At 38.3% G+C, this 16076-nt stretch carries 16 protein-coding genes; 13 read left to right on the top strand and 3 right to left on the bottom strand.

Translation table 11 applies throughout. From position 1 onward, the window contains the following. The first annotated feature begins 37 nt into the window (after window positions 1–37). The 5 genes from rplT (at window position 38) to J0J35_RS05810 (ending at window position 4202) form a co-directional block, all read left to right on the top strand. Complete coding sequence (gene rplT, locus J0J35_RS05830; protein WP_003133061.1) at window positions 38–397, top strand: 50S ribosomal protein L20; 360 nt, start codon at window positions 38–40, stop codon at window positions 395–397. A 61-nt stretch (window positions 398–458) separates the two neighbouring features. Further along, complete coding sequence (locus J0J35_RS05825; RefSeq protein ID WP_206916094.1) at window positions 459–944, top strand: GNAT family N-acetyltransferase; 486 nt, start codon at window positions 459–461, stop codon at window positions 942–944. Between the two features lie 128 nt (window positions 945–1072). Then, window positions 1073–2374 carry a surface-displayed alpha-enolase gene (eno, locus tag J0J35_RS05820; RefSeq protein WP_003133057.1) on the top strand — a complete coding sequence of 434 codons (1302 nt, stop codon included), beginning with the start codon at window positions 1073–1075 and terminating at the stop codon, window positions 2372–2374. A 137-nt stretch (window positions 2375–2511) separates the two neighbouring features. Next, on the top strand, window positions 2512–3243 hold the full coding sequence (locus J0J35_RS05815) for a demethylmenaquinone methyltransferase (protein ID WP_019294238.1): 732 nt from the start codon (window positions 2512–2514) through the stop codon (window positions 3241–3243). 122 nt (window positions 3244–3365) lie between these two features. Beyond that, window positions 3366–4202 (top strand): glyoxalase, encoded by an 837-nt coding sequence (locus J0J35_RS05810; protein ID WP_019294237.1) that lies wholly within the window; start codon window positions 3366–3368, stop codon window positions 4200–4202. 48 nt (window positions 4203–4250) lie between these two features. On the opposite strand, the gene J0J35_RS05805 is transcribed toward J0J35_RS05810, so the two are convergent. Then, window positions 4251–5231, bottom strand: coding sequence for an aromatic acid exporter family protein (locus J0J35_RS05805; RefSeq protein ID WP_019294236.1), 981 nt, complete (start codon window positions 5229–5231; stop codon window positions 4251–4253). 224 nt (window positions 5232–5455) lie between these two features. Here J0J35_RS05805 and J0J35_RS05800 point away from each other — a divergent pair, with 224 nt between their 5' ends. After that, entirely contained in the window at window positions 5456–5986 is a 531-nt protein-coding gene (locus tag J0J35_RS05800) for a hypothetical protein (RefSeq protein ID WP_086583147.1), read from the top strand. Between the two features lie 47 nt (window positions 5987–6033). On the opposite strand, the gene J0J35_RS05795 is transcribed toward J0J35_RS05800, so the two are convergent. Beyond that, the gene (locus tag J0J35_RS05795; RefSeq protein WP_019294321.1) at window positions 6034–6432 is read right to left on the bottom strand and encodes a VOC family protein; all 399 of its coding nucleotides are present in this window, start codon (window positions 6430–6432) and stop codon (window positions 6034–6036) included. Between the two features lie 185 nt (window positions 6433–6617). Here J0J35_RS05795 and J0J35_RS05790 point away from each other — a divergent pair, with 185 nt between their 5' ends. Both J0J35_RS05790 and J0J35_RS05785 read left to right on the top strand, forming a co-directional pair. Next, window positions 6618–7535 carry a magnesium transporter CorA family protein gene (locus tag J0J35_RS05790; protein ID WP_003133025.1) on the top strand — a complete coding sequence of 306 codons (918 nt, stop codon included), beginning with the start codon at window positions 6618–6620 and terminating at the stop codon, window positions 7533–7535. Window positions 7536–7576: 41 nt separating this feature from the next. Next, entirely contained in the window at window positions 7577–9268 is a 1692-nt protein-coding gene (locus tag J0J35_RS05785; RefSeq protein WP_206916092.1) for a bifunctional lysylphosphatidylglycerol flippase/synthetase MprF, read from the top strand. Between the two features lie 69 nt (window positions 9269–9337). Here the strand turns inward: J0J35_RS05785 and J0J35_RS05780 are convergent, their stop codons facing one another. Further along, entirely contained in the window at window positions 9338–9775 is a 438-nt protein-coding gene (locus J0J35_RS05780; RefSeq protein ID WP_003133021.1) for a universal stress protein, read from the bottom strand. A gap of 353 nt (window positions 9776–10128) precedes the next feature. On the opposite strand from J0J35_RS05780, the gene J0J35_RS05775 reads away from it, so the two are divergent. The 5 genes from J0J35_RS05775 to asnS all read left to right on the top strand — a co-directional run bounded on the left by J0J35_RS05775 (window position 10129) and on the right by asnS (window position 15983). After that, window positions 10129–12483, top strand: coding sequence for a helicase C-terminal domain-containing protein (locus J0J35_RS05775; protein ID WP_206916091.1), 2355 nt, complete (start codon window positions 10129–10131; stop codon window positions 12481–12483). Window positions 12484–12665: 182 nt separating this feature from the next. Further along, entirely contained in the window at window positions 12666–13109 is a 444-nt protein-coding gene (locus J0J35_RS05770; protein WP_061414591.1) for a DUF5590 domain-containing protein, read from the top strand. Between the two features lie 3 nt (window positions 13110–13112). Continuing rightward, window positions 13113–14306, top strand: coding sequence for a pyridoxal phosphate-dependent aminotransferase (locus J0J35_RS05765; RefSeq protein ID WP_206916089.1), 1194 nt, complete (start codon window positions 13113–13115; stop codon window positions 14304–14306). Next, entirely contained in the window at window positions 14296–14625 is a 330-nt protein-coding gene (locus J0J35_RS05760) for a GIY-YIG nuclease family protein (RefSeq protein ID WP_206916086.1), read from the top strand. Before J0J35_RS05765 ends, J0J35_RS05760 begins: the two co-directional genes overlap by 11 nt. A gap of 20 nt (window positions 14626–14645) precedes the next feature. Continuing rightward, window positions 14646–15983, top strand: a complete 1338-nt coding sequence (gene asnS / locus J0J35_RS05755; protein ID WP_206916083.1) for an asparagine--tRNA ligase — start codon at window positions 14646–14648, stop codon at window positions 15981–15983. Window positions 15984–16076: the final 93 nt, after the last annotated feature.

Here is a 16076-nt window from a genome sequence, read left to right as displayed (position 1 = left end):
CAGGATAAAAATTTTCTAAGAAACAAGGAGAACACACATGGCACGTGTTAAAAATAGCGTTGCAACTCGCAAACGCCGTAAACGTATTTTAAAACTCGCTAAAGGTTACTACGGTTCTAAACACCGTCTTTTCAAGACAGCTAAAGAACAAGTAATGAACTCATACTACTACGCATTCCGCGATCGTCGTCAAAAGAAACGCGACTTCCGTAAATTGTGGATTGCACGTATCAATGCAGCTGCTCGTATGAATGGACTTTCATACAGCAAAATGATGCACGGTTTGAAATTGGCTGAAATCGAAATCAACCGTAAAATGCTTGCTGATATCGCTATTGCTGACGCAGCTGCTTTCACAGCTCTTGCTGAAGAAGCTAAAAAAGCATTGGCTAAATAATTTTAAAAACTTCCTTTTGGAAGTTTTTTTATTTATAAAATTGAAAGTAATCTGTTATACTATGGCTATGAAGTTAATCGCTTACAATGATACCTACAAACAAGCAGTTATTGATTTGATACTTTCTATTCAGAAGGAAGAATTTGGAGTTGCTGTTGATTTGGCAGATCAACCCGACTTGCAAGATATTCAAGCACATTACAGCCAATTTTGGCTTGCTGTTGATGAAGAGAAGGGAGTTGTTGGGACACTTGGTATCGTCAAATTTAATGCACGACAAGCTGTTCTGAAAAAGATGTTTGTCAATGTTGAATACAGAGGGAAGTCTGTTGCACAGCTTCTTTTGGATAATTTGTTTGAATACTGTCGCATAGATAATATCAAAGAAATTTATCTTGGAACTGTTGAACAATTCAAAGCGGCACATCGTTTTTATGAAAAAAATGGCTTTCTATCTATCAATGAAAAAATACTGCCTGAACACATGCCAAGAATGAAGGTGGACACGATATTTTATAAAAAAAATATCACAGAAATAAAAAGTTGAAATGTAACCGCATACCTTGTATAAAAAGCCTTTTAGCTTGTTTTTCACTTGAAATAAGGGCGGAAAAATAGTAAAATCATAGTGTATTAAAAAGTGCAGAAAGCACTTAAAACAATAAGGAGATAAAAATGTCAATTATTACTGATGTTTATGCTCGCGAAGTCCTTGACTCACGCGGTAACCCAACAATCGAAGTTGAAGTTTACACTGAAGACGGTGCATTCGGACGCGGTATGGTACCTTCAGGTGCTTCAACTGGTGAACACGAAGCTGTTGAACTCCGTGACGGTGACAAATCTCGTTACCTCGGTCTTGGTACTCAAAAAGCTGTTGACAACGTAAACAACGTAATCGCTGAAGCTATCATCGGCTACGAAGTTACTGAACAACAAGCTATCGACCGTGCAATGATCGCTCTTGACGGTACAGAAAACAAAGGTAAATTGGGCGCTAACGCTATCCTTGGTGTTTCTATTGCTGTTGCTCGTGCAGCTGCTGATGAACTTGGTGTTCCACTTTACAACTACCTTGGCGGATTCAACGCTAAAGTATTGCCAACTCCAATGATGAACATCATCAATGGTGGTTCTCACTCAGACGCTCCAATCGCTTTCCAAGAATTCATGATCGTACCAGTTGGTGCACCTACATTCAAAGAAGCGCTTCGTTGGGGTGCTGAAATCTTCCACGCATTGAAGAAAATCCTTAAAGCTCGTGGTCTTGAAACTTCAGTTGGTGACGAAGGTGGATTTGCTCCACGTTTCGAAGGTACTGAAGATGGTGTAGAAACTATCCTTAAAGCTATCGAAGCTGCTGGCTACGAAGCTGGCGAAAACGGCGTTATGATCGGTTTCGACTGTGCTTCTTCAGAATTCTACGAAGACGGCGTTTACAACTACGCTAAATTCGAAGGTGAAGGTGGTGCTAAACGTACTGCTGCAGAACAAATCGATTACCTTGAAGAATTGGTTAACAAATACCCAATCATCACTATCGAAGATGGTATGGACGAAAACGACTGGGATGGTTGGAAAGCCCTCACAGAACGTTTGGGTAACAAAGTTCAACTCGTTGGTGACGACTTCTTCGTTACAAACACTTCTTACTTGGCACGTGGTATCAAAGAAGAAGCTGCGAACGCTATCTTGATCAAAGTTAACCAAATCGGTACTTTGACTGAAACATTTGAAGCAATCGAAATGGCTAAAGAAGCTGGTTACACAGCTATCGTTTCTCACCGTTCAGGTGAAACTGAAGATTCAACAATCTCAGATATCGCCGTTGCTACAAATGCTGGCCAAATCAAAACTGGTTCACTTTCACGTACAGACCGTATGGCTAAATACAACCAATTGCTTCGTATCGAAGACCAATTGGGTGAAGTTGCCGTTTACAAAGGTCTTAACGCATTCTACAACCTTAAAAAATAAGGTTTAGAGAGCAACTAATGCTTTAAGAAACATTCCTTCTATGCTTAATTTTTAAACATAGGAAGAGTGTTTTTTTGTTTGCAAATTGAGAGACAAGAAGCAATGGTGTAAAGGTTAGCTTATGCTATAATGAGTACATGAATAAGGTTAACGAAGAACGTGTACACGAAATATTTAATAATATATCCACTGATTATGACAAAATGAATGCAATCATAAGTTTCAAACAGCATGACTTATGGCGGGATAAAACCATGAAAAAAATGGGAAATTTATCCGGAATGACTATTTTGGATTTGTGTTGTGGTACTGGGGATTGGACATTCGACCTTTCAAAAGCTGTGGGTCAGAAGGGTAAGGTCGTGGGCTTAGACTTTTCTGAAAATATGTTGAAAGTTGCCCAAGCTAAACTTGATAAGAAAGACAACAACAACATTGAATTTATTCAAGGAAATGCTATGGCTATTCCTTTTGAAAAGGAAATGTTTGATGTAGTTACGATTGGTTACGGCTTGAGAAATACTCCTGACTATCTCACAGTACTACGAGAAATTTTCCGTGTCTTAAAACCCGGAGGAAAAGTAGTGTGTATTGAAACTTCTCATCCGACTTTGCCTATTTACAAGCAAGCATTTGAACTTTACTTTAAAAAAGTGATGCCTTTTCTGGGTAAGGTCTTTGCCAAGTCTTTGAGAGAATACCAATGGCTTCAAAAATCTGCAGAGAATTTTCCTGATGCAAAAGCTTTGGCTTTGTTATTTAGTAAGGCTGGATTTTCTACTGTAAGCTATCAAAAATATGGTGGTGGAGCCATTGCTACGCACTTTGGGACCAAAGACTTTCCTGTAGCAAAAGAAGTCTCAAAATAAATTTAGAGCGACAAAAGACTTTGTTTACGTTTGTAAACAAAGTCTTTTGCTTTCTGAATTTTAAGTGATATACTAACAACATATAAAGAACGAAGTAAAATTCAAAAGAAATGAGAATAATTATGTACACCCAACCCTTTAATATTAAAACTATTACTTTGAAAGCTTCCAATCGACAAGTCATGCGTTATTTTTATGAGGAATTATTAGGCTTTTATCTTGCAGAGGAAACAGAAGATACACTTTCTTACTCATTCAGAGAAAAAGAAGTTCCTTTTTTGAAACTTGAGTTTGGGGGAATTTCTAGTACAGAAAAAACAACCGGACTTTTTCATTATGCTATTCTTTTTCCCGATCGTGCCTCAAAAGCTGGACTTATTGAACGACTCATTAAGGCAAAATACCCGCTAGGAGCGGGGGACCATCTCGTAAGTGAGTCTTTCTATCTTAGTGATCCTGAAGGAAATGGAATAGAGCTCTATCATGACCGCGATTCGAAAAATTGGAAATGGGATGATGAGGGGCAGGTGGAAATGGGAACCTTTGCTGTTGATGTTGAGGCTGTTTTAGCAACAAAAAAAGAAGGAACATTTGGTTATCCGGCAAAAATGAGTATTGGACATCTCCATTTCACAGGAAATTCTCTCGCACAGGCTGATACACTCTTTATTAATATACTTCAGACGGATTTAGTTGCGCGAGTGGGTAATACAGCTCATTTTTACTCGCAAAATCATTACCATCATCACTTTGCGACAAATCTCTGGGAAGGGACAAGCTTGAAAAAACGAAACCTACACAAAAATGGTATTTTAGCTTGGGAGATTGAAGTTGGAAAAGAATATTATGAAGCAGTTTTGGAAAGACTGGAGGCAGCGGAAAGGACTTATGAAAGAAGAAGTAAGAGCATTATCTTAGAGGATCATGTCGGAGCGCAACTTGTAATAACGCAGATATAAAAAACCTTGCTGGATCATATGAGCAACAAGGTTTTTTATATTTTCAGTTTAGGAAGCATTGTTGGTCTGATTCAATGCAAAAGTATTTTTTTCTTGAATCAGTAGTTCAAGCAACTGGAGCACTTGGAAAAGGCCTGCGCGATTTTCAAACTCTTCACGTGTTTGAGGCAAGTCCATCTGACGATAATGAGAATAAGCATTTTCTATTTTCTTTAAGAGCTCACTGCCGTCATTATGTGCAGCATAGGTGAGTGACAAAGTTTCAAAAATGTTAGAAATTTCGGCGATATGTGTGCTGTCCACATCTATTTCTTCTAGTTTCATAATAATATCTTTGAGCAGTGTAATTTGGATATGGCGCATGTCGAAATAACGTTGATAAAATGTATTATTTCTTAAAAGATTATTCTCTGATTTTTCAGTAGCAATCTTACTGCTGGCATCGATAAGTTCCAGCAGGCTGTCACACTGAGCAACAAGATCTTGGAGATCTTGCTTTTGATTTAAACAAATCACGAGATGTGCTGAAATATTTTTGAATTCCTTTTCTAAAATATTGAGATTGTTTTCTAATAATCTTTCATTACTTGGCATATATATGTTTGCCAAAAGTGCTAAACCTACCCCAATAAACATTAATGAAAACTCATTTCCTACGAGAGGAAAAGTTATTTCTTGAGCTAGAAGGTAGTGGGAAAAAAGAACGGAGTTTACGACAATACCTTCACTAGTATTTGTGGCGACAGAGATGGGAATAAATAAAAGTAAGAAAATACCAAAAGATAAAGGTGTAAAATTAAATAAATTTAAAACGATGAAGGCGAGTAAAGTAGCGATGATAAGTCCTAAAACACGCATAAAGCCTAAACGTAAGGTACTTTTCTGCGTGTTCGTAATGGAGAGAATGGCAATGATTCCTGCACTGGTCGCAGATTCTAAGTGGAAAAATTGTGCAATAATAATGGCTAATGTTGCACAAATTGCTGTTTTGATTGTTCTTTGCCCTATTTTGATATGGCTGTAGTTCACATTTTGTCTCCTTGTGATAGTATATAAGCAGTGAAAGACATTTCTCAAAGACATAATGTGTTTTGAGAGCTTTCTTAACTAGAGTAATTATACCAAAAAATAGGATAGAAACAGAGGCAACACTTTCAAAATTTTAGCTAAGAAGAGTTTCTTTTGTGTTTCAGAGCAAATGAGACGAGTGGAATGAAAAAACTGTGTATAATAGAATAAAGGAGAAAAAACAGATGAAAAAGTATATTATTGTAGGGATGTTTTCGTTCTTACTCGGAGCAATAGTAGCCTTAGGGATATCTAATATTACTCAATCACCTGCTACACCGATGGCAAAGGAAAGTTCTAGTTCCTCGACGTCCAAAACGGAGAGGAGCTCTTCAAGTAGTTCCTCTGAAGTTAAAACAACTCCATCTTCCACTTCAACAAGTAGTAGTGAACAGTCTATCTCTTCTCTCTATCATCTTGTCCCACCTCAAAGCGCCTATAAGAATTTAATTGTAGCTAAGACAGCGGAAGCAGAAGCTTATATCCAAACCAATGGTTACAATCTTATCAGTAAAACGAATAAGGACTTGAATGAAAAGACACTCATCAGCGAAGCATCTACAGAACTGCCGAATCCGGTTGATACCTCCGGGAAAGAAAGTTATCTTTACTTTTGGGCAAATGATGCGCAAGCAAACGAGCTAGGTGCTGTTCGAATGGATAATAAAGTTGTTTTCTTTAAAGCTACAGATGAATACTTAAGTCGTTTGAATTAAAAAAGACAGGATGTAAATCCTGTCTTTTTTGGTGGAAAAGTATTAACTCACATAGCCATCCATACAGGCTCTAAGCAGTTACCGTCTGGATCTTGAACTTCAAGACCATACATGACGTCCTCAGGGATGCCATTTTCTAAATGAAGGGATTGTCCGCCATTTTGACTGGCAAGTTTGCCGAATGCTTTGACAGCATCCGCACTTGGAAGAGTAAAGGCAGCAAGGGCACCACTCACTTTGTGTGTATCAGCGATTGTTTTATCACCAATGAATGTTTGGTAGCGCTCATGCGAAAGTAACATGATATAAAAATTTTCATCCCAGACCATACAGCTTACTAAGTCGTCTGAAAAATCAGGATTCTTTTTGAACCCAAGCTTTTCATAAAAGTCTGTGGAAACCTGAATATCTGAGACCGGAAAGTTGACGAAAACCATTGTCGACATATGAAATCCTCCTTAAAATAAATTTTATGTCAGAACATTCTTAACTTTAAGCTAATTGTAGCATAAATCATATTTTTCATGGCTTGATTAGTTTAGAAAATGCTTTCAAAAAAGTAAGGTGAAAATCATGGGAGAAAACAGCGTTTGAGACGTTTATTTAAGAGATTTTCTGTTAAAATATAACTATGATTAAAAACTATGAATTGTCAGCTGAACATCGGCTAGTCTCTACGGCAGAGATGAGGAATTTTACATACGTACTTAATCCGACGCGCGAAGAAATTGGTAGTGTCTCGGAGTACTTTCAACTGCCCTTTGACTACCTTAGCGGCATTCTCGATGATTATGAAAACGCCCGTTTTGAAACGGATGATATCGATAATAATCTGATACTTTTACAATATCCAGCCTCATCAAGCTATGGCGAGGTAGGGACATTTCCTTATTCTTTGATTTGGACAAAAAATGAAGCGGTCATTTTAGCTTTAAATCATGACATTAAGGGAGAACATATATTCGGTAGAGAATATAGCTCTACACGCTATAAGCATGAAATTATTTATCAGGTTATGTATCAAATGACACATGACTTCCATGATTATCTACGGGAATTTCGTCTCCGTCGTCGTCGTCTTGAGGTAGGAATCAAGAACTCAACAAAAAATGATCAAATTGTTGATATGATTGGTATTCAAGCCAGCCTCATTTATTTTGAAGATGCTTTGAACAATAATCTCGAAGTATTGAAGAAATTTATTGATTATCTGCGTGAAGAAGATGAAGATGGTTTTGCTGATAAAATTTACGATATCTATATTGAAACGGATCAGGCCTACACGGAAACACGTATTCAGCTTAAACTGTTACAAAATCTACGTGATTTATTCTCAAATATTGTGTCCAACAACTTGAATATTGTCATGAAAATCATGACTTCAGCAACCTTTGTTTTGGGTATTCCAGGTGTTGTTGTCGGTTTTTATGGAATGAATGTCCCCATACCTGGCCAGGAAATTAGTTGGGTCATGTGGGCCATCTTAGGGTTAACGCTTATATTTTGTGGCATTGTCGTTTGGGCTTTACGCAAAAAGGACATGCTGTGATCGTTTAACAATTACAAGTTATCATAAAGGAACAGTTATTCATGTATAGATTACGTATTTTTGCACAAAATTTAGCAATCTTCCTGTCCGTAGTGATTGATATTGGAGCAATTTTAGCTTTTTATTTGCATCGATCACCTGTTTTGAGAGAGTATTTTCCTTCCTATAGTTTCATGCCGCATTATATTTTAGGCTTTGCTTTAGGGCTTTTGGGCCTTTTGGTCTCTCTCAATCTCTACCGACGGGTAAGGTCAGCTTGGATTATTACGATCGTCGTTCAATTTGTCATTCTGCGCTTGAACTTTATTTCTACTCAAAGGTTTTTTAGTATTGGTTCACTCCTTTCACTTATCATTCTGGTTGTTCTCGGACTTACTTATCGTGATTTTAGTCGAACAATGGACCGTAATTATGCAAAAAAGGCAGTGTTTCTCGGTTTCATCCCACTTGTTTTGGCTTTCTTTAACACCTTACTGAGTTTAAGTTTTTTGAAACGCGATTATTTAGGAAATCCAGATGTCTATTCTATCTTTAAGCAATCCTTGCATTTTCTTTTTACAATGGACATTCGGCAAGCGCATTTCAATTCTCATGTATATGGTTTTTATATGGTTGGCCTGATTATCATCACTTGGATTTGTGTGATGTTGGCACTCTATTATATCTTAAAACCGTTGGTATATTACCCGATATTGAGCGGGCGTGAAAAAGAAAAAGCAATCGCACTTGTTGAAAAATATGGTCAAAATCCGATGGCTTATATGACTATCGATGGTCAAAAATCTTATTTCTTCAGTGTTACTGTTGAGGGGATGTTGGCGTATACCGTCGTAAACAATGTACTCGTTGGTTGTGGGGATATCGTTTGTGACCCTAAAGATGCTGCTCGTTTTATGGGAGAACTGGTTCACTTTTCTCGTCGTAATGGATGGAAAATCTTGTTTATGGACATTACAGAAACGATGCGCACTGCTTATGAGTCTTATGGTTTTTCGATGATTAAGATTGGTGAAGATGCCTGTTTGCGTTTAGAAGACTTTAACCTTAAAGGAAAGAAAACAGCAAAGGTTCGTGCCAATATCAATCACGCGCGCCGCTTAGGAATTACTGTTGAAGAATACAAGCCAAACGCAAAACGAGATATAAAAATTGAAAATGAACTTCAAGAAATCTCAGACGAATGGTTTGGCTCCAAAGGCCCCGAGCTTGGCTTTATGTTAGGAGGATTGGCTTTAGAAAATCCTCTCGGTCGCCGTTATTTTTACAGCCGTGATGAAGCGGGAAACATGTTGGCTTTTGTAATTTTTGTTCCTTATGCTGAAGGCGAGGAAAGAGGTTATATGGCTGATGTTACGCGCCGCCGTGCGCAAGTACCTAATGGTTCTATGGAAGTGTGTCTTCTCCAAGCCTTTGAAACAATGCGCGAGGAGGGAGTGACTTGGGGGAATCTCGGTCTCTGCCCTTTGGCAAATATTCAAGATGACGAGGACAGTAGCAAAGTTACAACACAGCTCTTCCAGTTTATTTATGAAAATATGAATGGTGTCTATGGCTTCAAAGGGCTTTATCAAGCCAAGAAAAAATGGAATCCAAGTGATTGGCAAGCGCGTTATATCGCTTATGCGCCCAAACCTTTCAGTTTCAGCTATGCATACGCTATGTTGAAGGCTCAAAATCCTAAAGGGATAAACAAACTAATCCTTGAGAAACTCCGGACAAAGATTGAAAAATAAAAGCACCGCAGCTTTTGCGGTGCTTTTTCTTAATAAAAACCCTCTCAACGAGAGGGCGAAATATAACAATTATTTACGGACGACAAGGGTATCACATGGTGCATTTTTAATGATATAGTCAGCAACAGAACCGATAAAGATACGTTCAATGTAGCTCAAACCAGTTGCACCAAGAACGATAAGGTCAATGTTTTCTTCTTTTGGAAGTGTTTGTCCCAACATAACTTTTGGTGAGCCGAATTCGACACGAGTAGTTACTGTTTTTACACCAGCGTTTTTCGCTTCAGTTGCAAAGTCATTAATGAGGTTTTCAGCACCTTTATGTGTATCATCAGCTACGACAGAATCATAAGCAGAGATAGACTGAAATGCACGCAAGTCAATGACGTTAGCGATGACTAATTCGGCATCGTTACGAAGAGCAGTGGCAACAGCTTTATCAAAGGCTTTTGTTGATTCTACAGAACCGTCAAGACCAACGAGGATTTTTTTGTAATTATCGAGCATAGTGGGACTCCTTTTCTTTTTTTTACTATACTCTAATTTTACTCTAATTTGAAGCATTTGTAAAAGAAAAACTATTTTTGGAGTCTAGTTTTAGCGCAGGAGGCGCTTAATCAAACACGAGGTGTCAAGGCAAATGCATATACCAGTGTACTTTGCGATATTTTCACAGTCTTCTTACTGCAAAATCATGTTTTTGACGAATCAAGTGGCGGGGCAAAGTTGCTGTATGTTGAGAAGCACAACTATGTGCTGTCCTCATTGCGTCTAATTTGGTATAATTATAAAGATCTATTTTTAAATGGCCAAGTAAAGCAAAGCCTTATAAAAATAAATAGAAGTTGAAAGGTAAAAAAATGACTCGATATGCTGTGGTGGACTTAGAAGCCACCGATGCGCACAGCTCGCAGAATAAAATTATCCAAATAGGTATTGTGCTAGTCGAGGGTGGAGAAGTGGTAGACACTTATACGACAGATGTCAACCCACATGAGTCGCTTTTGCCGAGAATTGCTAACCTTACAGGCTTGTCTGACCGTCGCTTGTCAAAAGCACCAGACTTTTCAGAAGTTGCAGAAGAAGTGCGCCAAAAATTGGAAGGTACCATCTTTGTAGCTCACAATGCACGTTTTGATTACTCTTTATTAATGAAAAGTCTTTTTCCTTTAGGCTTGGATTTGGAGTTACCGCGCGTAGATACCGTTGAGTTGGCACGAGTTCTTTTTCCTAGCTTTGAAAAGTATGGAATGGAAGCTCTTAGTGAGCGACTAGACTTACGTCACGATCAGCCTCACGCTGCTTTATCAGATGCTTTAGCTACAGCAGAGTTACTGCTTAAGATGCAAGATAAGATTCGAGAGCTTCCACGTGCTGTTTTAGAGGAGATTATTCGCCATTCGGACAGCTTACTCTATGAGACGAAAGAATTCTTAAAAGAGCAACTGCCCTATACATCACTCAACGTTGAACATCTTTATGTAGTTCATAATATTGCTACCCGTAGAGAAAAAGTTAAAGAAAACAGACAGCCCCTTGCCAATTCTTTTGCTAAAAATATCTCTCGTTTGGGTCTTAAAGTCCGGAAAAATCAAGAAAAGATTGCCGAAAAAATAAAAGAAGAACTTACACAAAGTCGCCCTTCTTTCATTGAAGCCCCCACTGGCATCGGGAAGACATATGCTTATCTTTTACCTTTGCTTGCAGAAGGACGGGAAATTGTTGTATCAACCCCGACAAAAGTTCTACAAAATCAGATGATTCATGGTGTGGCACCGATTCTTAAAGAAAAATTTGGAGTGAATTTCTCTAAGCTTTTAGGAACGAAGAATTATATTTCTTTAGAAAAATTTTCACGGCTTTTGTTGGCAAATACTGAAGGAAAAAATTTCGAAATTTTCAAGATGAAAATCTTGGTTTGGTTGACGGAGACACTTACAGGGGAGCTAGACGAGCTCTCCAAAGTGATGACCAATGAGGAGTACTTTGCTCAGATTGCGCATGATGGCTATGTTAACAATAAACAACTGCATTATGAACAGGACTTCTGGCTGAAAGCACAACGCCGAGCTGAAATTTCGCAAGTCAAAGTTGTCAATCATGCTTACCTAATTGAACGTCTTGCAGATTATCCTGAGACTTTCTTGCAGAATCGGGTATTAGTTGTGGATGAAGCACAGCAACTTTTCACTACACTGGAAAGAGCCAATCAGAAATCAGTCAAAATTTCGGAGCAATTGGAAACCGTCGATATAGAAAATTCACATTTAAATAAACGCCTTGTGGAAAGTTTGACATTTCAGCTCAAAAATAAAAATCTGGACAGTGAGAAAATCGCTCTTGATGCGAGAGAGCTTGGTTTAAAAGAACTGGCTGAAATTTTTGAACATCCAGAGCAGAACTTTATTTGGCGCGAGGGAGATATGGTTCACGCTTCAAGTACGGATTTTTATAATTTTGAAAAACTGGTACCTTCAGGAACTAAAATATATATGCTGGGAGCAACCTTATCTCTGATAGAAGACAAACCTATTTTCCCAGAACTTTTGGGATTTAAGGACTATCGTTTCTTCAAATTTGACAGCCATCCCGCCGATAACCAAGAAATATTTATCGTGTCTGATGGGCCGCATATCAAAAATACAGGTGTTATGGCTTACGCGCATTATGTTGCGGATAGAGTTTCCGAGGTTGCTGAGCTGGGTGCTCAAGTTGTCGTTCTCTTTACAGCAAAAGTGTCCTTAACTTTTGTAGCAGAACAACTGTCCGCTGAAGGTTGGGGTGTATTGGCTCAAGATATTAATGGGACTGCTGCACAAATCAAGAAAAAATTTGATAAAGGAGAAGGGCAGATTCTTCTGGGCTTATCTTCCTTCTGGGAGGGTGTGGATTTTGAGAAGCAAGATCATCTTGTTTTGATGATTCCTCGTCTGCCCTTTGCTACGCCAGATGATATTTTAACGAAAAAGTATGCAAAACGTTTTAATAATCCTTTTTACGATTTTAATGTCCCTATGGCAACTTTGAAGTTGCAGCAAGCACTTGGACGTGTCAATCGGCGCCATAATCAGTATTCCAAAGTTGTGATTCTTGACAATCGATTAGCAGGAAAATCTTATGCGAAAAGAATGCGTAAAAATCTTGCGCAAACTGCGCCGCTTAAAACACTTGAAAATAGTGAATTAGTAGAAAAAATTATTGAATTCTTGATGTGAAGTGATACCCGATACAGATAAGTCCAAGAAGAAGTTAAGAAAAGACACCGAATTTCTTCAATGACAAGATTACGGAAAATTATGGATTTAACTTTTTCTGGTAGAAGACCTTTGTAGAGAAGCAATTTCGTTGCTTTTTTGCTATAATTAAATAGATTATCTAAAGGACAGAAAGGTAGGCTATGAGAAGAAGACGAATGACTCTGCATACACAGATTATTATCGGTATTTTAACGGTAATTCTGGCAGGTTTTATTGCGATAAGCCTCTTTATCTGGAGAGCAATCAGCCCTTATAATACAGCAAGAAGCGCTGCAATTGCTATAGCAAAGGATAAAACTGAGCTGAAAACTCCAACAGCTTTTGACATTGCAACTACAGATAGCACAGATTATTCTTTACTTGGCAAAACTGAAAAAGGCAAAGAGATAGGTGTTTTAATCCCTGAAAAAGGGGGGAATTTAACAGTTATTGACATGGCAACAGGTGTTAAGCCCGAAACGCTTCAGGCGGATAATACGACATCTATTGTCTTGGCCCTTTATAAAAATCAGCCAGTATGGCAGGTAAATAGTCGTGAAGGTTTTAAACTTTATGATTTCAAAACGGGTAAGGAGCTGTTGTAATTTATGAAAAAACTATCTGATTTTGTTTTAAATATTGAAGAGTCTGTGACACTAGCTGCCGCGAAGCGTGCTAAAGATCTCGCAAGCCAAGGAAAAAACATTATTGATTTAACTTTAGGGCAGCCAGATTTTTCTACCCCAGAATTAATCGGTGAAGCAGCTATTGATTCTATTCATTCAGGCAAGGCAAGTTTCTATACCCAAGCTTCTGGCTTACCTGAGTTGAAAAGTGCTGTGCGTAATTATTGGGATAAATATTATGGTTACGCCATTGAAGATAAGGAAATTTTAGTTACCACGGGTGCTAAATTTGCGCTTTATGCCTTCTTCCAAAGTGTTTTAGATAAAGGAGATGAAGTCATCATCCCAGCCCCGTATTGGGTGAGCTATGTGGATCAAGTCAAAATGTCAGGAGGTCAACCTGTTGTCGTTTCGACTTTTCAAGAAAATGACTTTAAAATCACAGTTGAACAACTTGAGGCAGTAAAAACCGAAAAGACGAAGGTGCTTTTATTAAATAGTCCATCCAATCCAACAGGAATGATTTATTCAAAAGAAGAATTACTGGCCTTGGGAAATTGGGCTGTTGCTAATGATTTGTTAATCTTAGCAGACGATATTTATCACCGATTGGTTTATAATAAAAGCGAGTTTACAGCTATTTCATCCTTATCAGAGGAGATTCGTCAACGCACGATTGTCATTAATGGTGTATCGAAAACCTTTGCGATGACCGGTTGGCGCATTGGACTTGCAGTTGGTGATAGCGAAATTATTGCAGCAATGACGAAGATTGCAGGTCAAACGACCTCAAACCCAAGTACAGTTGCTCAATATGCAGCCATTGAAGCTTTTAATTCTGATGAAGCGGCAGTCGAAAAAATGCGTACAGCATTTGAATCAAGGCTAAACTTGATACATCCTATGATCAATCAAATACCTGGCTTTGAGGCTATTAAGCCTAATGGTGCATTCTATCTCTTTCCTAAAGTTGAGAAAGCAATGGCACTGAAAGGGTATGACAATGTTACGGATTTTGCGACAGCGATTCTTGAAGAAACTGGAGTGGCTCTGGTGACGGGGGAAGGATTTGGGTCACCCGTACATGTGAGGTTGAGTTATGCCACTGACCTTGAGAGTTTGACAGAAGCAGTAAAACGTCTTCAGATTTGGATGGAAGAGTCGCATGATAGATAAAAAAGAAGCAAAATCAGCTTATAAGCTCCAAGAAAAGCTTGGTGCTGTTGTAGCTTATAAAAATATTTCAAAAAACAAGTTTTATCTTGATATAGCACCAGATTTACCTGGTTTGAAAAATCGCTTTGAATTTTCACGAAAAACAGGTATTGGTGTTCCCCTAGCCATTGAAAAAGATTGGAAGTCTGATGACTTTGAGCTCATGGTGTTGGAAGAGCTTAAAAAAGATGAATTACAGACACCAAAAGCTTTTAAAGAAGATTTGAAAACTTTGAAAGAAATCTGGTTAGAGAAATTTATAGACAAAGATTTATATTAATAAAAGAGAAGGAATTATTTATGAAAGACTTAGTATCAATCATCGATGTGAAAGACCACGTCGGAGAAGAAATTAAAATTGGCGCTTGGGTTGCAGACAAATCAGGAAAAGGAAAATTGCAATTTCTCCAACTCCGTGATGGTACAGCTTATTTCCAAGCTGTCGTTTTCAAACCAAACATGATTGAAAAATTTGGTGAAGAAGCAGGACTAGAAAAATTCACTGAAATCAAACACTTGGCTCAAGAAACATCAGTAATCGTAACAGGGATTGTAAAAGAAGATTCACGTTCAAAATTTGGTTACGAGCTTGATGTCACAGACCTTGAAGTCGTTGGTGGATCTGTGGATTATCCTATCACACCAAAAGAGCATGGTACAGATTTCTTGATGGATAACCGTCACTTGTGGCTACGTAGCCGCAAGCAACATGCTATCATGCTTGTACGTAACGAAATTATTCGTGCAACATATGAGTTTTACAATGCCAATGGCTTTGTTAAAATTGATAGTCCAATCTTGACAGGTTCAGCGCCTGAAGGAACAACAGAACTCTTTGAGACAGATTACTTTGGACAGCCTGCTTACTTGTCACAAACTGGTCAGCTCTATGCAGAAGCGGGTGCGATGGCATTTGGCAAAGTCTTTACCTTTGGTCCAACTTTCCGTGCTGAAAAATCAAAAACGCGCCGTCATTTGACAGAATTCTGGATGATTGAGCCAGAAATGGCCTTCACAACTCATGAAGAATCTTTGGATATTCAAGAAGCTTATGTCAAACATTTGATCAAATCAGTCTTGGAAAATCAACGTTATGCTTTAGAAAGTTTGGAACGTGACATTGATTTATTGGAAAAATATGTCAATGAACCATTCAAACGTGTCACTTACGATGATGCGATTGAACTTCTTCAAAAAGAAGAAGCAAATAATGATTATGATCATATCGAGTGGGGTGATGACTTTGGTTCACCACATGAAACATTTGTTTCTAACTACTATGGTGTGCCAACATTTATCGTCAACTACCCTAAAGCGATTAAAGCTTTCTACATGAAACCACATCCAACACGTGAAGATGTTGTGATTTGTGCCGATCTTATCGCGCCAGAAGGATATGGTGAAATCATTGGTGGTTCAGAACGTGCGACAGATTATGATTACTTGGTTGAAAAAGTAAAAGAATTCGGGCTTTCAGAAGAAGAGTACAGCTGGTACCTTGACTTACGTAAATTCGGTTCTGTGCCACATTCTGGTTTTGGACTTGGCTTGGAACGTGCGGTAACCTTTATTACAGGTAACCAACATATCCGTGAAGCTATTCCATTCCCACGTATGCTTGGACGTATTCGCCCTTAAAGCTTAAATAAAAGTTCTCAAGTTACTTGAGGGCTTTTTTGTATAAAACCAAGGGGTGAAACATCCTTTTTCAGTGGAGTTTTTGATATAATA

The organism is Lactococcus sp. LG606 (assembly GCF_017309645.1).
Taxonomy (GTDB): domain Bacteria; phylum Bacillota; class Bacilli; order Lactobacillales; family Streptococcaceae; genus Lactococcus; species Lactococcus petauri.
The sequence above is the reverse complement of the archived record's forward strand: the minus strand, read 5'-3'. Positions and strand labels throughout refer to the sequence as shown.